Below are 19,903 nucleotides of genomic sequence, written 5' to 3' on the forward strand. Positions count from 1 at the left end.
CTTGATCCGTTCAGAGCGTGAGCGCGGCGTTCACCAACGCCTCCTGCTCGGCCTTGTGCTGGCTCGCGAGGCCGGTCGCGGGCGAGGCCGAGGCCGCGCGGCCCGCATAGATCGGGCGCGAGACCTTGGCGCCGATTCGCGTCAGCACCCACTCGATATTCGGCTCCACGAAGAACCAGGCGCCCTGGTTCTTCGGCTCCTCCTGGCACCAAACCACGTCCGCGTTCTTGAAGCGGGCAAGCTCGCGGGTGAGGCTCAGCGCCGGGAAGGGATAGAACTGCTCGAGGCGCATCAGGTAGACGTCGTCGAGCCCGCGCTCGTCGCGCGCCTCCAGAAGGTCGTAGTAGACCTTGCCCGAGCACAGCACGACGCGCTTGATCTTGCTGTCCTTGGCAAGCTTGAGATCCGAGCTGCCCATCTCGGCGTCGTCCCACAGGACGCGGTGGAAGGACGAGCCGTCGGCCATCTCCTCGAGCTTCGAGACACAGCGCTTGTGGCGCAGCAACGACTTCGGCGTCATCAGGATCAGCGGCTTGCGGAAGCTGCGGTGCAGCTGGCGGCGCAGGATGTGGAAGTAGTTCGCCGGCGTCGTGCAGTTGGCGACGATCCAGTTGTCCTCGGCCGAAAGTTGCAGGAAGCGCTCGAGGCGGGCCGAGGAATGCTCGGGCCCCTGCCCCTCGTAGCCATGCGGCAGCAGCATCACCAGGCCCGACATGCGCAGCCACTTGCGCTCGCCCGACGAGATGAACTGGTCGATCATGATCTGGGCACCGTTGGCGAAGTCGCCGAACTGCGCCTCCCACAGGACCAGCGCCTTCGGCTCGGCCAGGCTGAAGCCGTACTCGTAGCCGAGCACCGCGTATTCCGAGAGCATCGAGTCGATGACTTCGTACTCGGCCTGGCCCTCCTCGATGTGGTTGAGCGGGTAGTAGCGCTCCTCGGTCCCCTGGTCGACCAGGCCGGAATGGCGCTGGCTGAAGGTGCCGCGGGTGCAGTCCTGCCCCGACAGGCGGACCTTGTAGCCCTCGGTCAGCAGGGTGCCGAAGGCCAGCGCCTCGGCCGTGGCCCAGTCGATGCCCTCGCCGGTCTCGATCATCTGCCGCTTGGCCTCGAGCAGGCGCTCGATCGTGCGGTGCGGCTTGAAGTCCGACGGCAGGCGGCTCAGCGCGTCGCCGACGCGGCGCAGGCGCTCGATCGGCACGGCGGTCTGGCCACGCTGGTATTCGTCGCCCGAGCGGCCGAGGCCCGACCAGCGCCCGTCCAGCCAGTCGGCCTTGTTGGGCTTGTAGTCCTTCGCCGCCTCGAACTCGTCGTTGAGGAAAGACTGGAACTGGGCCTTGGCCTCCTCGACCTCGTTGGCGTCGATCAGCCCGTCGGCGACCAGTCGCTCGGAATAGAGCTGCAGCGTCGTCTTCTGCTTCTTGATGGCCTTGTACATGAGGGGCTGGGTGAACATCGGTTCATCCCCCTCGTTGTGGCCGAAACGGCGGTAGCAGAAGATGTCGATCACGACGTCGCGCTGGAACAGCTGGCGGAACTCGGTCGCGACCTTGGCGGCATGGACCACCGCCTCGGGGTCGTCGCCGTTCACATGGAAGATCGGACAGTCCACCATCTTGGCGATGTCGGTCGGATAGGGCGACGAGCGCGAGTGGTGCGGCGCCGTGGTAAAGCCGATCTGGTTGTTCACCACGATGTGGATGGTGCCGCCGGTGCGATGCCCCTTGAGGCCCGAGAGGCCGAAGCATTCGGCGACGACACCCTGGCCCGCGAAGGCCGCGTCGCCGTGCAGCAGCACCGGGATCACGCTGGCGCGGTCGGTGCCGAGCTGCTCCTGCTTGGCGCGCACCTTGCCCAGCACGACCGGGTTCACGGCCTCGAGGTGGCTGGGGTTCGCGGTCAGGCTGAGATGGACGGTGTTGCCGTCGAACTCGCGGTCCGACGACGCGCCGAGGTGATACTTCACGTCGCCCGAGCCGTCGACGTCCTGCGGCTTGAAGCTGCCGCCCTGGAACTCGTTGAAGATCGCGCGATAGGGCTTGCCCAGCACGTTGGCCAGGACCGAGAGGCGGCCGCGATGCGGCATGCCGATCACGATCTCCTTGGCGCCGAGCGCGCCGCCGCGCTTGATGATCTGCTCCATCGCCGGGATCAGCGCCTCGCCGCCATCGAGGCCGAAGCGCTTGGTGCCGGTGTACTTGACGTGCAGGAACTTCTCGAAGCCCTCGGCCTCGACCAGCTTGTTCAGGATCGCCTTGCGGCCCCGCTTGGTGAACTGGATTTCCTTGCCATAGCCCTCGATGCGCTGCTGCAGCCACGACTTGGGCTCGGGGTCCTGCAGATGCATGAACTGCAGCGCGAAGGTGCCCTGGTAGGTGCGCTTCAGCAGCGACTCGATCTCGCGCATGGTGCCGTATTCGAGGCCCAGCACGTTGTCGATGAAGATCGGCCGGTCGAGATCCGACTCCTTGAAGCCGAAGAAGCGCGGATCGAACTCGGGGTGCTGGACATGGCCGGTCAGCCGCAGCGGGTCGAGATCGGCGCCCAGATGGCCGCGCGAGCGGAACGAGCGGATGTACATGATGGCGCGGATCGAATCGAGCACCGCGGCGCGCAGCTGGGCGGAATCGATCGCCTCGCCGCTGGCCACCGCCTTGGCCTCGATCTTCTTGGCCAGCTTGGCCGCGCCCGGGACCTGGTCCCACTGGCCGTCCAGCGCCGCCACCAGCTCGCCATTCGCCGTCGGCGGCCAGTCGGCGCGCTCCCACGGCGCGCCCTCGGCCTCGGCGGTCACGGCGCCGGGATCGTCGCCCAGCGAGTCGAAATAGGCCGCCCAGCTGGGATCCACCGACGCGGGGTCGGCGACATAGCGCGCGTATAGCTGTTCGACGTATTCGGCGTTGTGCCCCTGAAGGAAGGACGAGGAGTGAAACTGAAGGTTCGGGCTCTGATCGTTCATGGTCGCGCCAATCGGGAGGGCCTCTCAGCCCCCCTGTCCCCAGATGTGTCAGGGCCGCATCTCCCAGGCCCCGTCTTGCCTTTGCCGCGAGACCCTCGTCGTCGGGGCCCCTCTGGCGATGCGGGTGGCGCCGCGTCCCGGCGCCACCCGCCTATCCTTACCGACCGAGCGCCTTAAGCAAAGCCTCTCCGAGGCCTGCGGGGCTGTCTGCGACAACGATGCCCGCAGATTGCATCGCCTCGATCTTGTCCTCGGCGCCGCCCTTGCCGCCCGAGATGATGGCACCTGCGTGCCCCATGCGGCGGCCCGGAGGGGCCGTGCGGCCCGCGATGAAGCCCGCAATCGGCTTGGCGCGACCCTTCTTGCGCTCGTCGGCGATGAACTGGGCCGCGTCCTCCTCGGCCGAGCCGCCGATCTCGCCGATCATGATGATCGACTCGGTCTCGGGGTCGCCGAGCAGGAGCTCGAGCGCGTCGATATGCTCGGTCCCCTTGATCGGGTCGCCGCCGATGCCGATGCAGGTCGACTGCCCCAGCCCCGTCGCGGTGGTCTGCGCCACGGCCTCGTAGGTAAGCGTGCCCGAGCGCGAGACAATGCCCACGGTGCCGCGCTTGTGGATGTGGCCCGGCATGATCCCGATCTTGCAGGCGTCCGGCGTGATGATGCCCGGGCAGTTCGGCCCGATCAGGCGGCTGGTCGAGCCCGAGAGCGCGCGCTTGACCTTCATCATGTCCATCACCGGAATGCCCTCGGTGATGCACACGATCAGCGGGACCTCGGCGTCGATCGCCTCGAGGATCGCGTCCGCGGCGAAGGGGGGCGGCACGTAGATCGCGCTCGCATCCGCGCCGGTCTTGGCAACCGCGTCGGCCACCGTGTCGAAGACGGGCAGGCCGATATGGGTCGAGCCGCCCTTTCCGGGGGTCACGCCGCCGACCATCCTGGTGCCGTAGGCGATCGCCTGCTCGGTGTGGAAGGTACCCTGCGCGCCGGTCAGGCCCTGGCAGATGACCTTGGTGTTCTCGTCAACCAGAACCGCCATCTCACGCGCCCCCCTTCACGGCCTTCACGATCTTCTGCGCGGCGTCCGCCAGGTTGTCGGCGGCGATCACGTCGAGACCGGACTTGTTGATGATGTCCTTGCCCAGCTCGACATTGGTGCCTTCGAGACGCACCACCAGCGGCACCTGGAGGCCGACCTCCTTGACCGCCGCGATCACGCCCTCGGCGATGACGTCGCAGCGCATGATGCCGCCGAAGATGTTGACGAGGATGCCCTTCACCTGCGGGTCCGAGGTGATGATCTTGAACGCCTCGGTCACCTTCTCCTTGGTCGCGCCGCCGCCCACGTCGAGGAAGTTGGCGGGCTCCGAGCCGTAGAGCTTGATGATGTCCATGGTCGCCATGGCGAGGCCCGCGCCGTTCACCATGCAGCCGATCTCGCCGTCGAGCGCGATGTAGTTCAGATCGAACTTCGAGGCCTCGAGCTCCTTGGGGTCCTCCTCGGTCTCGTCGCGCAGCTCGACGATCTCGGGATGGCGGTAGAGCGCGTTCGAGTCGAAGTTCATCTTGCAGTCGAGGCACTTGATGTCGCCCGACTCGGTCACGATCAGCGGGTTGATCTCGACCAGGCTGCAGTCCTTCTCGACGAAGAGCCGGTAGAGCGTGTCGATCAGCTTGACGCACTGCTTCATCGCCTGGCCCTCGAGGCCCAGCGCGAAGGCAACCTTGCGGCCGTGGAACGGCTGGATGCCGGTGGCCGGATCGACCGAGAAGGTCAGGATCTTCTCGGGCGTCTCGGCGGCGACCTCCTCGATGTCCATGCCGCCCTCGGTCGAGGCGATGAACGAGATGCGCGAGGTTTCGCGATCGACCAGCAGCGAGAGGTAGAGCTCGCGCGCGATGGCGGCACCCTCCTCGAGATAGATGCGGCCCACCTGCTTGCCCGAGGGGCCGGTCTGGTGCGTGACCAGCGTCTTGCCGAGCATCTGCTCGACGAAGGCCACCGCCTCGTCCTCGGACTTGGCGATGCGCACGCCGCCCTTCTCGCCCGCGTCCGATTCCTTGAACTTGCCCTTGCCGCGGCCGCCAGCGTGGATCTGCGCCTTCACGACCCAGACCGGGCCGCCCAGGGTTTCGACCGCACGCCGCGCCTCGGCGGCATCGAGCACCGGCACGCCGCGCGACACGGGTGCGCCGTACTCCTTGAGAATCTGCTTGGCCTGATATTCGTGGATATTCATCGCCTTATACGCCCTCCCCCTCGCGTTGGCCGCGCTCGGCGGCACTGGGTTCGTCTTCTATTTGGCGCGATCGGGGCGCGGAAGTGCCGTCCCGTCCGTCGCATTCCGCCCGAATGGCGCCCTTCCTCTAGCCTGCGGGGACCCATGCTGCAACTGCACAGTTCCCCCTGTGACAACGGGCCACCTTGCGGCCCGGCGCAACAGCAGGTATGTGGTATACCAGAGTGTCGGGACTGTCTACCGACCTTGATCCTCCGAAATCACCGAATGCCCGCAATACCCTGATTTGGCGGCGGCGTCACGCCGCGCGAGGCTGCGCCGCGCGGCGCGCGGGTCGGTCCGGGTCGGGGAGAAGCGCCCGGGCGGCATCGCTGCCGCCTGCGCCGGGGCGCGTGCCATGCCGCGTCCCGGCGCCTTGCTTGTGGGCGGCTGGCCCGTCAGCCGGCCACGCGGCGGCGGCGCATCCGCAAGGCAACGCCGGCGGCATAGCCGCGCAGCGCCGCATTACCGGCCCGAAGCCAGTGTCCGAACGCCTCGGCGCGCAGGCGCCGGCCTTCGCGGATCGCGGCCTCGATCTCGCCGGAACTGATGTTGCGGAAGGTAACGGGCTCGTGGGGCCCGGTCGGATTGGAAGTCGGTCTGCTCATGGAAAACCTCCGTCACACGATGTGTCACGGGCGTTTCCCTCCCGATGCAGCGGACGTGGACCGTCTTTTTGCGCTGCACCCCGATATTGTGCGCTGCACCACGGGGGATCAACCCTTGCCTCGCCCCGAGCGCGCATGTCCCGTTTGCGCCACGCGCATAGCTGGCCGGTCGGAAAGCACGGCACCAGAACGCGAACGGGCCGCGGGGAATGCCCCCGCGGCCCGCGCGAATGCGAAAAAGGCGGCTGCCGTCAGACGAGGCTGCCGTCGATCCCCTTGCAGGCGGCGACCAACCCCTCGACCGCCGAGACGGACTTGTCGAGCATCACCTGCTCGTCCTTGTTGAGCTTGATCTCGACGACCTTCTCGATGCCGTTCTCGCCGATCACCACCGGCACGCCGACATAGAGGCCCTTGAGCCCGTACTTGTTCTCGACCCAGGCGGCGCAGGGCAGCACGCGCTTCTGGTCCTTGAGGTAGCTCTCGGCCATGGCGATCGCCGAGGCCGCCGGCGCGTAGAAGGCCGAGCCGGTCTTCAGCAGGCCCACGATCTCGGCGCCGCCGTCGCGGGTGCGCTGGACGATGGCGTCGAGCTTCTCCTGCGTGGTCCAGCCCATCTCGACGAGGTCGGGCAGCGGGATGCCCGCGACCGTCGAATAGCGCGTGAGCGGCACCATGGTGTCGCCGTGGCCGCCGAGCACGAAGGCCGTGACGTCCTTGACCGAGACGCCGAACTCCTCGGACAGGAAATAGCGGAAGCGCGCCGAATCCAGCACGCCAGCCATGCCGACGACCTTCTCCTTCGGCAGGCCCGAATACTGCTGCAGCGCCCAGACCATCGCGTCGAGCGGGTTGGTGATGCAGATGACGAAGGCGTTCGGCGCGTGCTCCTTGATGCCCTCGCCCACCGACTTCATGACCTTGAGGTTGATGCCCAGCAGGTCGTCGCGGCTCATGCCCGGCTTGCGCGGGACGCCGGCGGTGACGATGCAGACATCCGCGCCCGCGATCGCCGAATAGTCGTTCGCGCCCGAATAGGCGGCGTCGAACCCGTCTACGGGGGAGCTCTCGGCGATGTCGAGCGCCTTGCCCTGGGGAATGCCCTCGGCGATGTCGAACAGGACGACGTCGCCCAACTCCTTGAGCCCAGCGAGATGCGCAAGCGTGCCGCCGATCTGCCCGGCGCCGATCAGCGCGATTTTCCGTCTGGCCATCGTGTTGTCTCCCAATCTCTCGTCTCGGTGATGCCCCTGCCTGGCGATGGCGGGGCAACGGTGCCGCTCCTCCGACGCCGCGGATCGGCCTCTCGGTCCGAGAGCGCGACGCGGCGGCGAGACGGGGGGGCCATGCCCGATTTACCCAAAATTGGCAAGAGGGTGCACCGACACGACACGCGATGCCGCATCCCCGGGCGTCGCGCCGCACCGGCGTCGAGGGGTCGCGAATCGGTGATACGCCGGTGCCCGCGCGCCGTCCGGGCGCGTGCCGGATCCACGCGCGCGAACCCTGCGCGCGGACGCATCGCGCGCGCAGGTTTCCCGGGCAACGGCCCGACTGACGGGATCCCTGGCACCTGCGCCGCGGGCGCCCGGCCCTGCCACCGCCCATGACCGCGCCACGGTACGTAACCGGGTGCTCGGCCGGGCGCGCTGCAGCCCCTGCGGCGCGCTCCGGCCGGTCCGTTCCGGGCGGGATTCCCCCGGCGATTCGGGAAGGCCCCGTTCGGGGACCGTGGCCGACACTGCCCCGCGACCGGTAAAGAGAACGTGAAGGCGTCAGCCATGCTTGGGCACCGAAGGCACCCAGACATAGCCCTCGGGATCGGCGAGGTAGCACTCGCGCAGGCCGTGCGGCTTGTCCTCGGCCCCGGCAAGCACCCCCCCGCCGACCTCGGCGGCCAGCGCCTCGGCCTGTGCCGCCGCCTTGTCCGGGTCGCGACCGTAGAGCCGCAACTCGGCCCCAGCGCCGCGCGCGTCGCCGCCAGACCGGGCGATCCCGCCCATCGGGTGCCGGCCATAGGTGCGGTCGTGATGCAGCATCCAGACCGAGCCATGCGCGGCCACGATCGCGAAATCGGCGTCGCGATACACCACCTCGGCCCCCAGCACCCGCGCCTGCCAGCGCGCCGACCGCGCCACGTCGCTCACCAGCAGGTTCACGCCCAGACCGGGTCCCAGCGCGCGGCCGAAAGCGTCGGGGTCGGGCCGGCCCTCGCCCTCGGGCGGCAATGGGTCGTCAGCGGTCATCGCGGCGGGCTCCGTTGGCCATGGCGCAGGACGGCAGGCTGACGCCGGGCGCGGCCCCGCGTCAAGCGCGCGAACAGGCCATGTCGCACCCCGCGACCCCTCGGCCCTTGCGCCATGCTGCGCTGCGGCATAATGATCGCGCAACAATCTTGCGACTTCTGTCACCGCCTTCGGGAGATCCCCGCATGTCCAGCCCCGCCGCCGCCCCGCGCCCGCGCCGTTCGGTCCTCTACATGCCCGGCTCGAAGGCCCGCGCGCTCGAGAAGGCACGCAGCCTTGCCGCCGACGCGCTGATCCTCGACCTCGAGGACGCGGTCGCCCCGGCCGAGAAGGCAGCCGCGCGCGGCATGGTGGCCGAGGCGACACGCGCGGGCGGGTTCGGCCCGCGCGAGGTGGTGATTCGGATCAACGGGCTCGACACCGAATGGGGCGCCGAGGACCTCGCCGCCGCGGTGGCCGCGGGCCCGGACGCGGTGCTGATCCCCAAGGTCGAGAGCGCGGCCATGGTGCAGGACGTGGCGCTGCGCTTCGAGCGCCTGGGCGCGGACCCGCGAACCCGCATCTGGGCGATGATGGAGACCCCGCTCGGCATGCTGAACGCGGCCGCGATCGCGGGCGCCCACCCGCTGCTGGCCTGCCTGGTGATGGGCACCAACGACCTGGTCAAGGACCTGCGCGCCCAGCACACCGAGACCCGCCTGCCGGTGATCACCGGCCTCGGCCTCTGCCTGCTGGCCGCGCGCGCCCACGGGCTCGCGATCGTCGACGGGGTCTACAACGCCTTCCGCGACGCCGAGGGGCTGCGCCGCGCCTGCATCCAGGGCAAGGAGCTGGGCATGGACGGCAAGACCCTGATCCATCCCGACCAGCTTGCCGTGGCCAACGAAGTCTTCGCGCCTTCGGACGCCGATGTTGCGCAGGCCCGCGCATATGTGGAAGCCTTCGCGGCGGCCGAGGCCCGGGGCGAGGGCGTGGCGGTTGTCGACGGGCGGATCGTCGAGAACCTGCATGTCGAGAACGCCCGGCGCCTGCTGGCCGAGGCCGAGGCAATCGCGAGACTCGAGGCCGCAACGCCCGCCTGAGGGCGGTTATCGACAGGGAGCCGCAATCCATGACCTTGCTGATTCTGGGCCTCGTCCTGTGGTGGGCGACGCATCTCTTCAAGATCCTCGCACCGGGGCCGCGCGCGGCGCTCGATGCGCGCATCGGCGCGGGGCCGGCCAAGGGCGCGATGGCGCTGGGCTCGCTCGCCGCGATCGCACTGATGGTGATCGGCTACCAGCGCGCGGATTTCGTGAACCTGTGGTTCCCCCCCGCCTTCATGATCCACATCAACAACCTGCTGATGCTGATCGCGGTGTTCGTCTTCATCGCCAAGGACTTTCGCAGCGGCGTGCGGCTGCGGGTACGCCACCCGCAGCTCTCGGGCGTCAAGATCTGGGCCTTCGCGCATCTGCTGGTGAACGGCGACCTCGCCTCGGTGGTGCTGTTCGGCGGCCTGCTCGCCTGGGCCGTGGTGGCGATGATCGGCTCGAACCGGCGCGACGGCCCCGACTGGGTGCGCCCCGCGCCCGCCACCGCGAAGGGCTGGGCGTTCCACGTGATCGCGACCGTGGTGGTCTTCGCGATCATCGCGATGCTCCACCTGTGGGCCGGTCTCTCGCCCTTGCCCGGAGGTGGCGCATGAAAGCCTATCGCCTGCTGACCGAGGACGACACCTCGGCCTTCTGCCACAAGGTCACCGCCGCGCTCGCCGCGGGGTGGGAGCTCCATGGCGGGCCGGCCTACGCCTTCGACGCCGCGCGCGGGGTGATGCGCTGCGCGCAGGCCGTGGTGAAGGACGTCGAGGGCGAGTATTCGCCCGACATCAAGCTGGGCCAGCTCTGAGGCACCGCCCGCGCGGGCCGATCCGAACGACAGCGAGGGGCAGATGGGCAAGACCGATCCGGGCCGTTTCTTCGAGGACTACCGCGTGGGCGAGGAGATCGTGCACGCCACGCCCCGCACGGTGACCGAGGGCGACCGCGCGCTCTACACCGCCCTCTATCCCAGCCGTTTCGCGCTCGCCTCGTCGGACGAGTTCGCCCGCGCCTGCGGCCTGCCGCGCGCACCCTTGGACGATCTCGCGGCTTTCCACGTCGTGTTCGGCAAGACCGTCCCCGACATCTCGCTGAACGCCGTGGCCAACCTGGGCTATGCCGAGGGGCGGTTCCTGCTGCCGGTCTACCCGGGCGACACGCTCAGCACTGTCTCCGAGGTGATCGGCCTGCGCGAGAACTCGAACGGGCGCACCGGCGTCGTCTGGGTGCGCTCGACCGGCTACAACCAGCGCGCCGAGGCGGTGATCCGCTACTGCCGCTGGGTCATGGTGAAGAAACGCGACGCGGCCTCGCCCGCCCCCGCGCCCGTCGTGCCCGACCTGGCCGGCGCCGTGCCGGCCGGCGACCTGGTGGTGCCTGCGGGACTCGATTTCAGCGGCTATGACGCGCCGCTCGCGGGCTCGGCGCATTTCTGGGACGACTACGCGACGGGCGAGCGGATCGACCATGTCGACGGCGTGATGCTCGAAGAGGCCGAGCACATGATGGCCACGCGGCTCTGGCAGAACACCGCCAGGGTCCATTTCGACCCGGCGGCGCGCGCCGGCCAGCCCCGGCTGATCTATGGCGGGCACATCATCTCGCTGGCGCGCGGGCTCAGCTTCAACGGGCTTGGCAACGCGCAGCTGGTTGCGGCGATCAATGGCGGCGCGCACACGGCGCCCTGCTTCGCCGGCGACACGGTCTATGCCTGGTCCGAGGTGCTCGACAAGGCCGAGACCGCGACCCCCTCGGTCGGCGCGCTGCGGCTCAGGCTGGTGGCGGTCAAGAACCGCCCGGCGCAGGACTTCCCGCTGCGCGCGCCCGACGGCAAGCATGCCGAGGGGGTGGTGCTCGATTTCGACTACTGGGTGCTGATGCCCCGCCGCTAAGGACGTCCGCTCAGCCGCCGCGGCAGGCGGTGAAGGCCGCCGCCGCATCGCGCCGCGCGGCATTGTGATCGGCCATCAGCTTCTGGAACTCGAAGAGCCGCGTCACGACCTTGGCGAAGACCTCCTGCAGCTCGGCGCGTGACGGGTCGGCCTCCAGCGCCTCGCCCAGCGCCGCGATCCGCTCCATGCGCGCGGCATGGACGGGCTCGGCCATGTAGCCCTCCTCGTCCGCGTCGGACCAGGGAACGCCGCCCGCCTCGTCCGCGAAGGCCTCGGGGTGCGCGACGGTCAGATAGGCGACACGGTCGAGCCGATCCTGCGCCAGCAGCACCTGGAGATCGCGCGAGCGCCCCGCCAGGGCGGCGTGGTCGGGCGCGACATCCGCGACGATCTCGACCAGCCCGTTCTCGAAGGCGATGCGCGTCTCGGTCTCGGCACGGGCCATCGTCAGCAGGCATTCCGCGCCGGTCTCCGCGAGCGCCGGGCCCGCGAGCAGCACCGCCGCGCAGGCGGCACCACACAGGCGGCTCAGCGCCACGCCACCCCGCCGATCCCCGCGATCCCCGGCGCACCGGCGCCCTTGGGCTTGGCCGTGCGGATGTTGAGGTGGCGCAGGTAGCGCCGCTCGACCAGCCGGAAGACCCAGACGACCGCGAATGTGATCGCCATGTAGAGCGCGGCCGAGGTGAGAAAGCCCTCGTAGGCCACGTAATGCCGCGCGTTCAGCGTGCGCCCGGCGCCGAGGATGTCCTGGATCGTGATCACGCTGGCCACGACCGAGCCGTGCAGCATGAACACGATCTCGTTGCCGTATTGCGGCAGCGCGCGCCGCAGCGCCGAGGGCAGCAGCACCAGCCGCGTCACCTGCGAGGGGTTGAGCCCAAGCGACTTCGCCCCCTCGAGCTCGCCCTCGGGCACGACCGCAAGGCCGCCGCGCAGGATCTCGGCCTGATAGGCGCCCGAGTTGAGCGAGAAGGCGATCAGCGCGCACCACCAGGCGGATTTCAGCGAGGGCCAGACCGCGCCCAGCCAGGTGCCGTCTAGGAAGCCCGGCGCGCCCCACAGGAAGCTCGACCGCACCCAGTCGAACTGGCTCAGCCCGTAATAGATGAGGTAGGTCTGCACCAGCAGCGGCGTGCCCCGGAAGACGTAGACATAGGCGCCCCAGACCCGGTGGAAGCGCCCCTTGTGATGCAGCGACAGCGCCGCCGGCAGGGCGATCACGAAGCCCAGCGACAGCGCGAGCACGGTCAGATGCAGCGTGATCCACACGCCCTTGGCGAACAGCGGCCAGGCCTCGAGGATGATCTCGAAATTCATGCCGTGATGCCCTTGCTCACCCGGCGATCGACCTGCCTCAGCCCCCAGTTCGAGGCGGCGGTGATCGCGAGGTAGACCAGGATCACGGCGGTGAAAAACAGGAAGGGCTCGCGCGTTGACTTGCCGGCCTTGTCGGCAAGGCCCACCAGGTCCTCGAGCCCGATGACCGAGACCACGGCGGTGGACTTGACCAGCACCATCCAGACATTGCCGTAGCCGGGCAGCGCGTGGCGCAACAGTTGCGGCAGCGTCACCAGCCGCAGGGTCTGGCCACGGTTGAGGCCCAGCGCATAGGCGGCTTCGGGCTGCCCCTTCGGCACGCTCAGATAAGCGCCGCGGAAGGTCTCGGTCAGGTAGGCGCCGTAGATGAAGCCGATCGAGACGACGCCCGACCAGAACTTCGACACCTCGATGTAGTCGAGGTCGAGGCCGCGGCCGATATCGTTCACCAGCCGTTGGCCGCCGAAATAGATCAGCAGGATCAGCACGAGGTCGGGCACACCGCGCACGATGGTGGTGTAGATCCCGGCCACGCCCGTGGGCAGCATCCCGCCCGAGAGCTTGGCGATCGCGCCGAGCGCGCCCAGGAACGTGGCCAAGACCAGTGACAGGACGGCCACCGATATCGTGACGAGGGTTCCCTGCCCCAGCAGCGGCGCATATGCGATCAGCGTTTCCAGGCGGCGACCTCCCCGTGGTCACAGGGCCGGGCGGCATGCCGCCCGGCCGGTCCCGGCGACGGCCCTCAGGCGCCGTAGAGGTCGAAGTCGAAGTACTTGTCGTTGATCGTCTTGTACTCGCCCGAGGCGCGGATCGCGTCGATCGCCGCATTGAGCGCGGCCTTCAGGTCGCCGTCCGACTTGCGCACGCCGATGCCCGCGCCCTCGCCATGGTATTTCGGGATCGAGTAGTCCTTGCCGAAGAAGGCATAGCCCTTGCCGTTCTCGGTCTTGAGGAAGCCGTCATCCATCGCGACCGAGTCGGCGATCACCGCGTCGATGCGGCCGGCCTGGAGGTCGAGATAGGCCTCGTCCTGGGTGCCGTAGAGCTTGAGCTCGACATCCGGGAACTCGCCTTCCATGAAGTCCTGGTGGATCGTGCCGCGCTGCACGCCCACGACCTTGCCCTTCAGCCCCTCGGGCGTGTCGACCAGGCCGGCATCGGCCTTGGAGATGAACTTGGCCGGGGTCTGGTAGTACTTGTTGGTGAAGTCGATGACCTTCATCCGGTCCTCGGTGATCGACATCGACGCGACGATGGCGTCGCACTTGCCCTCGATCAGCGCGGGGATGATGCCGTCCCACTCGGTCTTGACCATTTCGCAGCTCTTGCCCATCGAGGCGCAGAGCGCGTTGGCGATGTCGATGTCGAAGCCCACGATGTCGCCCGAGGCGGTGGTTTCCGAGAACGGCGGGTAGGCGCCCTCGACGCAGATCTTCAGATCGGCCGCGGCGGCCGTTGTGGCGAACCCCGCCAGTGCGGCGGCGAGCACGAGACGCTTCATTGTTGTGACCTCTCCCTGCGGGATTGTTTTCAGCAGAATTTTTTCTCTGCGGCGATATTGGACAGCCGCGCGCGCGGGCGTCAACTACCGTAACACTTCCTGACGCAACGTCAGTCCGGCCCCGGGGTCCGCCCCGCGGCGGCGGCGGCGCGGCAATCTTGTCCTTGTGCATCGCCGGGCGCCGTGGATCACTGGCACGATCAGCATGGCCGCGCGGCGGGAGGCAGGCGCTGGATATCGATACCCTCATCGACACGATCTACGCGACGGTGCCGCGCGCGCAGAACGCGCTTTCCGAGTTCGCGCAGCCCTGGCGGCTCTACCAGATCGCCATTCTCGCGCTCGCCTTCCTGATCGCCCATGTCGCCAGCCGGATGATCGAGCCTCGGCTCGAGGCGCGCATCCGCGCCATGGAAGCGGTGCCGCGGCAGCGGATGCGCTTCTTCGTGACGGTCCTGCGCCGGCTGCGCCCGATCATCTTCATCGTGCTGGCCTGGATCGCGGTCTTCGCGCTCAGGGCGACCACCTGGCCCAGCCGCAGCTACCTCGTGGCGCTGGTTGCCTCGCTGGTGCTGGCCTGGGTGCTGGTCGGCATCTGCGGGCGGCTGATCCGGAACCGGGTGCTGCGCGCAATGATCACCTGGAGCGCATGGGCCTTCGCGAGCCTCGCCATCCTCGGCCAGCTCGACACCGCGGCCGATATGCTCGACGCGGCCGCGATCAGCATCGGCGACCTGCGCATCTCGCTCCTCATGGTGCTCAAGGGCGCGGTCACCGTCGCGCTGCTCTTCGCCGGTGCGGGCCTGCTGTCGAACGCCGCCGAGCGGCGGATCCGCGCGGTCGAGGACATCACGCCCGCCTCGAAGGTCCTGGCCGACAAGGCGATCAGGCTCTTTCTCTACGGCGTCGCGCTGTTCATTGGGCTGCAATCGGTCGGGTTCGACCTGACCAGCCTGACGGTGCTGTCGGGCGCGGTCGGGCTCGGCATCGGCTTCGGCCTGCAGAAGGTGGTCTCGAACCTCATCTCGGGCGTGATCCTGCTGCTCGACAAGTCGATCAAGCCCGGCGACGTGATCTCGCTCGGCGACACCTTCGGCTGGATCTCCGAGCTGGGCGCACGCTACGTCGCCGTCGTCACCCGCGACGGGCGCGAGTACCTGATCCCGAACGAGGACCTGATCACCGGCCAGGTGGTGAACTGGTCGCATTCATCCGACCTCGTGCGCATCGACCTGAAGTTCGGCGTGGCCTACTCGTCGGACCCCCATGCCGTGCGCCGTCTTGCCCGCGAGGCGGCGGCGACGGTCAGGCGCGTGGTCGGCGATCCCGCGCCGGTCTGCCACATCACCGGCTTCGGCGACTCGTCGGTCGATTTCATCCTGCGCTTCTGGATCCGCGACCCGATCGGCGGGATCACCAATGTCCGGGGCGACGTCTTTCTCGCGCTGTGGGACGCGTTCAAGGCCGCGGGCGTCGAGATCCCCTTCCCCCGTCGCGATGTCACCATCCTTGGCGGCGACCGCCCGGCCGGGACCGGGGCCGGCGCAGGCTGATCGCGTGCCGATCACGTGCGCGCGAGCGGCGGGTGCAATGCACGCGTTTTTCGCATCTGCGTCATTTTCACGTTTGAATGCGACGGTCTCGGCTCGTATGACAGGGCAATTACCAGAGGCACGAAAGCCTGGGGGACGACATGGCAGACGTGAACAGGGGCAGCCGCCCCCTTTCGCCGCATCTTCAGATCTACCGTCCGCAAATCACCAGCGTGATGTCGATCCTGCACCGCATCACGGGCGTTGCGCTCACCTTCGGCGCGGTGCTGGTCGTGTGGTGGTTCCTCGCGGCGGCCAGCGGGCCGGGCTACTTCGCATTCGTCGACGGGCTGCTGACCTCGTGGATCGGCACGCTGATCATGATCGGCTCGCTCTGGGCGCTCTGCTACCATCTGTGCAACGGCATCCGCCACCTGTGGTGGGACACCGGCCGCGGCTTCGAGCTCGACGCGGTCACCCGCTCGGGGCAGATCGCCACCGGCGCGTCGGTCGTGCTGACGCTGATCGTCCTGATCCTGGCGTGAGGGGGAACGGATCATGAGCTTCAAGACACCCCGCGCGCTGGCCACCGGCCTCGGCACCGCCCATTCGGGCACGCATCACTGGTGGGTGCAGCGCCTGTCGTCGATCGCGCTGATCCCGCTCAGCGTGCTCTTCGTCATCCCCTTCGCGGGTGCGCTGGGCCAGGGGCACGAGGCGGTGATCGCCCTCTACTCGAACCCCTTCCACGCGATCGTCGCCATCCTGACGATCGCGGTCGCCTTCCAGCACCTTCACCAGGGCTTGCAGGTCGTCATCCAGGACTATGTGCATCACAAGGGATGGCTGACCGCGGCGCTGACCGGCGCCTGGATGCTCAGCGGCGCGGCCGGCCTTGCCGGCGTCTTCGCCGTGCTCAAGATCGCCTTCGCCGGCTGACGGCGCCCTCCGCGCCACCCCGGAGCTGAGAGAAAGACGGACGAGAATGGCCGCTTACACTTTCATCGATCACAAATACGATGTCGTCGTCGTCGGCGCCGGCGGGGCGGGCCTGCGCGCCACCCTCGGCATGGCCGAGCAGGGGCTCAAGACCGCCTGCATCACCAAGGTCTTCCCGACCCGCAGCCACACCGTGGCGGCGCAGGGCGGCATCGCCGCCTCGCTTGCCAACATGGGCCCCGACAACTGGCAGTGGCACATGTACGACACCGTCAAGGGCTCGGACTGGCTGGGCGACGCCGACGCGATGGAATACCTCGCGCGCGAGGCGCCGAAGGCGGTCTACGAGCTCGAGCATTACGGCGTGCCGTTCTCGCGCACCGAGGAAGGCAAGATCTACCAGCGCCCCTTCGGCGGCCACACGACCGAGTTCGGCGAGGGTCCGCCGGTGCAGCGCACCTGCGCCGCCGCCGACCGCACGGGGCATGCGATCCTGCACACGCTCTACGGCCAGTCGCTCAAGAACAACGCCGAGTTCTTCATCGAGTATTTCGCCACCGACCTCGTGATGTCCGAGGACGGCCAGTGCCAGGGCGTGATCGCCTGGAAGCTCGACGACGGCACGATCCACCGCTTCGCCGCCAAGATGGTCGTGCTGGCGACCGGCGGCTATGGCCGGGCCTATTTCTCGGCGACCTCGGCGCATACCTGCACCGGCGACGGCGGCGGCATGATCGCCCGCGCGGGCCTGCCGCTCCAGGACATGGAGTTCGTGCAGTTCCACCCGACCGGCATCTACGGCGCCGGCTGCCTGATCACCGAGGGCGCGCGCGGCGAGGGCGGCTATCTCACCAACTCGAAGGGCGAGCGCTTCATGGAGCGCTATGCGCCGACCTACAAGGATCTTGCCTCGCGCGACGTGGTCTCGCGCTGCATGACCATCGAGATCCGCGAGGGCCGGGGCGTCGGCAAGGATGGCGACCACATCCACCTGCACCTCAACCACCTGCCGCCCGAGGTGCTCAAGCTGCGCCTGCCGGGCATCTCGGAATCGGCGCGCATCTTCTCGGGCGTCGACGTGACCATGGAGCCGATCCCGGTGCTTCCGACCGTCCATTACAACATGGGCGGCGTGCCGACGAACTACTGGGGCGAGGTGCTGAACCCGACCGCGGACGAGCCCGACCGCATCGCGCCCGGCCTGATGGCGGTCGGCGAGGCAGGCTGCGCCAGCGTCCACGGCGCCAACCGGCTGGGCTCGAACTCGCTGATCGACCTCGTGGTCTTCGGCCGTGCCGCGGCCATCCGGGCGGGCCAGGTGATCGACCGCGAGGCGCCGGTGCCGGAGCTCAATGCCGCCTCGGTCGACAAGGCGATGAGCCGCTTCGACCGGCTGCGCCACGCCAACGGCGCCGCCCCCACGGCGGAGCTGCGGCTCAAGCTGCAAAAGGCGATGCAGGAGGATGCGGCCGTCTTCCGCACCTCCGAGACGCTCAAGCAGGGCTGCGAGCGGGTCTCGGCCATCTGGCAGGAGGCCGCCGATGTCCGGGTGACCGACCGATCGATGATCTGGAACTCGGACCTGATGGAGACGCTCGAGCTCGAGAACCTCCTGCCCAACGCCATCACCACGGTCTACTCGGCCGAGGCGCGCCAGGAGAGCCGCGGCGCCCACGCGCACGAGGACTTCCCTGACCGCGACGACAAGAACTGGCGCAAGCACACGCTGGCCTGGGTCGACGACGCCGGCGCCGTGACGCTGGCCTACCGCCCGGTCCATGTCGACCCGCTGACGCCCGAGGACAGCGGCGGCATCCCGCTCAAGAAGATCGCGCCCAAGGCGCGCGTCTACTGAGGCGATGGGCGCGCGGCACGAGCATCCGGCCGGGGGACGAGGACGATGAGCCTCGTCGCACCAGTCGTGTCCGCTCCCGGCGCGCGCTCGGCCGAGGAGATCGCCGCCCTGCACCGCCACCGGGTGGACAAGGCGGTGGCATGGTTCCGCGAGGCCGCCGAGGGCAGGACACCCCGGCTCTGCCCGATCTGCGGCTATCGCGGCGCCTTCTCGCCCGTCCGCTTCAAGACCGAGACCTGGTGTCCCTCCTGCGACTCGCGCCCGCGCCACCGGCTGCTCAAGCTCTGGATGGAGCGCGAGATGCGGCTCGCGCCCGGCGCCGAGGTGATCCACTTCGCGGCCGAGCCCTGGGTGCGCGGCTGGCTCGAGGACAGGGGCGCGCACTACCGCACCGCCGACATCAACGACAAGTTCGAGCTGCAGCTCGACATCACCGCGATGGACCTGCCCGACGCCTCGGCCGACATGATCATCGCGAACCACGTGCTCGAGCATGTCGACGACGCGAGGGCGCTGTCCGAGATGCACCGCGTCCTGCGGCCGGGTGGCCAGGCGGTCATCACGGTGCCGATGATCGAGGGCTGGACCGAGACCTACGAGGCCCCCGGCCTCGACGAGCCCGGGCGGCGCCTGCGCTATGGCGACCCGGACCACCTGCGATTCTACGGGCGCGACATCCGCGACCGCATCCGCCGGGCGGGGTTCGACCTCGCCGAGTTCCCGGCCGTCGAGCCGGACGTATCCACCCACGCCCTGCAACGGGGCGAACGCATCTTCACAGGCACGAAGCTCTGACGTCGTGACGCACGGCCAACGGAGAAGAGGACGACATGGTTGAATTCGCGCTGCCCAAGAACTCGCGCATCACGGTCGGCAAGACCTGGCCGAAGCCGCAGGGGGCCACGAACGTCCGCGCGTTCAGGATCTACCGCTGGGACCCGGATTCAGGCGAGAACCCGCGGGTCGACACCTATTACCTCGACCTCGACGACTGCGGCCCGATGGTTCTCGACGCGATCATCAAGATCAAGAACGAGATCGACCCGACCCTGACCTTCCGCCGCTCGTGCCGCGAGGGGATCTGCGGCTCCTGCGCGATGAACATCGACGGGATCAACACGCTCGCCTGCACCTATGGCCTCGACGAGATCAAGGGCGACGTGAAGATCTACCCCCTGCCGCACATGCCGGTGATCAAGGACCTCGTGCCGGATCTCACGCACTGGTACGCCCAGCACGCCTCGATCAAGCCGTATCTCCAGACCGCGACGCCCGCGCCCGCGACCGAGTGGCGCCAGTCGATCGAGGACCGCGAGAAGCTCGACGGGCTCTACGAGTGCGTGATGTGCGCCTGCTGCTCGACCTCCTGCCCCAGCTACTGGTGGAACGGCGACCGCTACCTCGGCCCGGCGACGCTCCTGCACGCCTATCGCTGGATCATCGACAGCCGCGACGAGGCCACCGGCGAGCGGCTCGACGACCTCGAGGACCCTTTCCGGCTCTATCGCTGCCACACGATCATGAACTGCGCGAAGACCTGCCCCAAGGGCCTCAACCCCGCCAAGGCCATCGCCGAGATCAAGAAGATGCTGGTCGAGCGCCAGCTCTGAGCCTGGGCCTCGCGCGGGCATGACCTGCGCGAAGACCTGCCCCAACGGCTGTTCGGGACCGCACACAGGAACACCCT

Annotated in this window: 20 protein-coding genes; 10 read left to right on the forward strand and 10 right to left on the reverse strand. The window is 68.7% G+C overall.

The features are described 5' to 3' along the window. Positions 1 to 10: 10 nt before the first annotated feature. The 6 genes from H0I76_RS15970 to H0I76_RS15995 form a co-directional block, all read right to left on the reverse strand. Entirely contained in the window at positions 11 to 2,959 is a 2,949-nt protein-coding gene (locus tag H0I76_RS15970; RefSeq protein ID WP_200612005.1) for a 2-oxoglutarate dehydrogenase E1 component, read from the reverse strand. 157 nt (positions 2,960 to 3,116) lie between these two features. Next, positions 3,117 to 4,001 carry a succinate--CoA ligase subunit alpha gene (gene sucD, locus H0I76_RS15975; protein WP_200612007.1) on the reverse strand — a complete coding sequence of 295 codons (885 nt, stop codon included), beginning with the start codon at positions 3,999 to 4,001 and terminating at the stop codon, positions 3,117 to 3,119. A 1-nt stretch (position 4,002) separates the two neighbouring features. Next, positions 4,003 to 5,202: an ADP-forming succinate--CoA ligase subunit beta gene (gene sucC, locus H0I76_RS15980; RefSeq protein WP_200612009.1), complete on the reverse strand. Its 1,200-nt coding sequence runs from the start codon at positions 5,200 to 5,202 to the stop codon at positions 4,003 to 4,005. A gap of 437 nt (positions 5,203 to 5,639) precedes the next feature. Beyond that, entirely contained in the window at positions 5,640 to 5,849 is a 210-nt protein-coding gene (locus H0I76_RS15985; RefSeq protein WP_200612011.1) for a hypothetical protein, read from the reverse strand. A 251-nt stretch (positions 5,850 to 6,100) separates the two neighbouring features. Continuing rightward, positions 6,101 to 7,063, reverse strand: coding sequence for a malate dehydrogenase (gene mdh, locus H0I76_RS15990; protein ID WP_200612012.1), 963 nt, complete (start codon positions 7,061 to 7,063; stop codon positions 6,101 to 6,103). A gap of 561 nt (positions 7,064 to 7,624) precedes the next feature. Beyond that, positions 7,625 to 8,095: a VOC family protein gene (locus tag H0I76_RS15995; protein ID WP_200612014.1), complete on the reverse strand. Its 471-nt coding sequence runs from the start codon at positions 8,093 to 8,095 to the stop codon at positions 7,625 to 7,627. A 185-nt stretch (positions 8,096 to 8,280) separates the two neighbouring features. Here H0I76_RS15995 and H0I76_RS16000 point away from each other — a divergent pair, with 185 nt between their 5' ends. Genes H0I76_RS16000 through H0I76_RS16015 form a run of 4 tightly spaced genes read left to right on the forward strand, consistent with a single transcriptional unit; the run spans position 8,281 to position 11,066 of the window. Beyond that, entirely contained in the window at positions 8,281 to 9,177 is an 897-nt protein-coding gene (locus H0I76_RS16000; protein ID WP_200612016.1) for an HpcH/HpaI aldolase/citrate lyase family protein, read from the forward strand. Positions 9,178 to 9,206: 29 nt separating this feature from the next. After that, a complete protein-coding gene (locus H0I76_RS16005; protein ID WP_200612018.1) occupies positions 9,207 to 9,782 on the forward strand; it encodes an NnrU family protein in 576 nt (191 codons plus the stop codon). Further along, on the forward strand, positions 9,779 to 9,982 hold the full coding sequence (locus H0I76_RS16010) for a DUF1737 domain-containing protein (protein ID WP_200612020.1): 204 nt from the start codon (positions 9,779 to 9,781) through the stop codon (positions 9,980 to 9,982). Before H0I76_RS16005 ends, H0I76_RS16010 begins: the two co-directional genes overlap by 4 nt. 43 nt (positions 9,983 to 10,025) lie before the next feature. After that, on the forward strand, positions 10,026 to 11,066 hold the full coding sequence (locus H0I76_RS16015) for a MaoC family dehydratase (RefSeq protein WP_200612023.1): 1,041 nt from the start codon (positions 10,026 to 10,028) through the stop codon (positions 11,064 to 11,066). A 10-nt stretch (positions 11,067 to 11,076) separates the two neighbouring features. Here the strand turns inward: H0I76_RS16015 and H0I76_RS16020 are convergent, their stop codons facing one another. The 4 genes from H0I76_RS16020 to H0I76_RS16035 all read right to left on the reverse strand — a co-directional run bounded on the left by H0I76_RS16020 (position 11,077) and on the right by H0I76_RS16035 (position 13,890). Continuing rightward, positions 11,077 to 11,604, reverse strand: a complete 528-nt coding sequence (locus H0I76_RS16020; protein WP_200612025.1) for a hypothetical protein — start codon at positions 11,602 to 11,604, stop codon at positions 11,077 to 11,079. Further along, the gene (locus H0I76_RS16025) at positions 11,595 to 12,386 is read right to left on the reverse strand and encodes an ABC transporter permease (RefSeq protein ID WP_200612028.1); all 792 of its coding nucleotides are present in this window, start codon (positions 12,384 to 12,386) and stop codon (positions 11,595 to 11,597) included. The genes H0I76_RS16020 and H0I76_RS16025 overlap by 10 nt, the downstream gene beginning before the upstream one ends. Next, a complete protein-coding gene (locus H0I76_RS16030; RefSeq protein ID WP_267913367.1) occupies positions 12,383 to 13,066 on the reverse strand; it encodes an ABC transporter permease in 684 nt (227 codons plus the stop codon). The genes H0I76_RS16025 and H0I76_RS16030 overlap by 4 nt, the downstream gene beginning before the upstream one ends. A 65-nt stretch (positions 13,067 to 13,131) precedes the next feature. Beyond that, positions 13,132 to 13,890, reverse strand: coding sequence for a lysine/arginine/ornithine ABC transporter substrate-binding protein (locus tag H0I76_RS16035; protein ID WP_200612032.1), 759 nt, complete (start codon positions 13,888 to 13,890; stop codon positions 13,132 to 13,134). A gap of 158 nt (positions 13,891 to 14,048) precedes the next feature. Between H0I76_RS16035 and H0I76_RS16040 the strand changes: the two genes are divergently transcribed. The 6 genes from H0I76_RS16040 to H0I76_RS16065 all read left to right on the forward strand — a co-directional run bounded on the left by H0I76_RS16040 (position 14,049) and on the right by H0I76_RS16065 (position 19,826). Beyond that, positions 14,049 to 15,443, forward strand: coding sequence for a mechanosensitive ion channel family protein (locus H0I76_RS16040; protein ID WP_200612041.1), 1,395 nt, complete (start codon positions 14,049 to 14,051; stop codon positions 15,441 to 15,443). Between the two features lie 140 nt (positions 15,444 to 15,583). Next, positions 15,584 to 15,967: a succinate dehydrogenase, cytochrome b556 subunit gene (sdhC, locus tag H0I76_RS16045; RefSeq protein ID WP_200612043.1), complete on the forward strand. Its 384-nt coding sequence runs from the start codon at positions 15,584 to 15,586 to the stop codon at positions 15,965 to 15,967. A gap of 13 nt (positions 15,968 to 15,980) precedes the next feature. After that, entirely contained in the window at positions 15,981 to 16,361 is a 381-nt protein-coding gene (sdhD, locus tag H0I76_RS16050; RefSeq protein ID WP_200612045.1) for a succinate dehydrogenase, hydrophobic membrane anchor protein, read from the forward strand. Positions 16,362 to 16,407: 46 nt separating this feature from the next. Continuing rightward, entirely contained in the window at positions 16,408 to 18,216 is a 1,809-nt protein-coding gene (gene sdhA / locus H0I76_RS16055) for a succinate dehydrogenase flavoprotein subunit (RefSeq protein WP_200612047.1), read from the forward strand. 45 nt (positions 18,217 to 18,261) lie between these two features. Beyond that, a complete protein-coding gene (locus tag H0I76_RS16060; protein ID WP_200612049.1) occupies positions 18,262 to 19,011 on the forward strand; it encodes a class I SAM-dependent methyltransferase in 750 nt (249 codons plus the stop codon). A gap of 35 nt (positions 19,012 to 19,046) precedes the next feature. Next, a complete protein-coding gene (locus H0I76_RS16065; protein WP_200612051.1) occupies positions 19,047 to 19,826 on the forward strand; it encodes a succinate dehydrogenase iron-sulfur subunit in 780 nt (259 codons plus the stop codon). Positions 19,827 to 19,903 lie beyond the last annotated feature (77 nt).

The sequence above is a fragment of the Thermohalobaculum xanthum genome, assembly GCF_016623495.1.
Lineage (GTDB): Bacteria > Pseudomonadota > Alphaproteobacteria > Rhodobacterales > Rhodobacteraceae > Thermohalobaculum > Thermohalobaculum xanthum.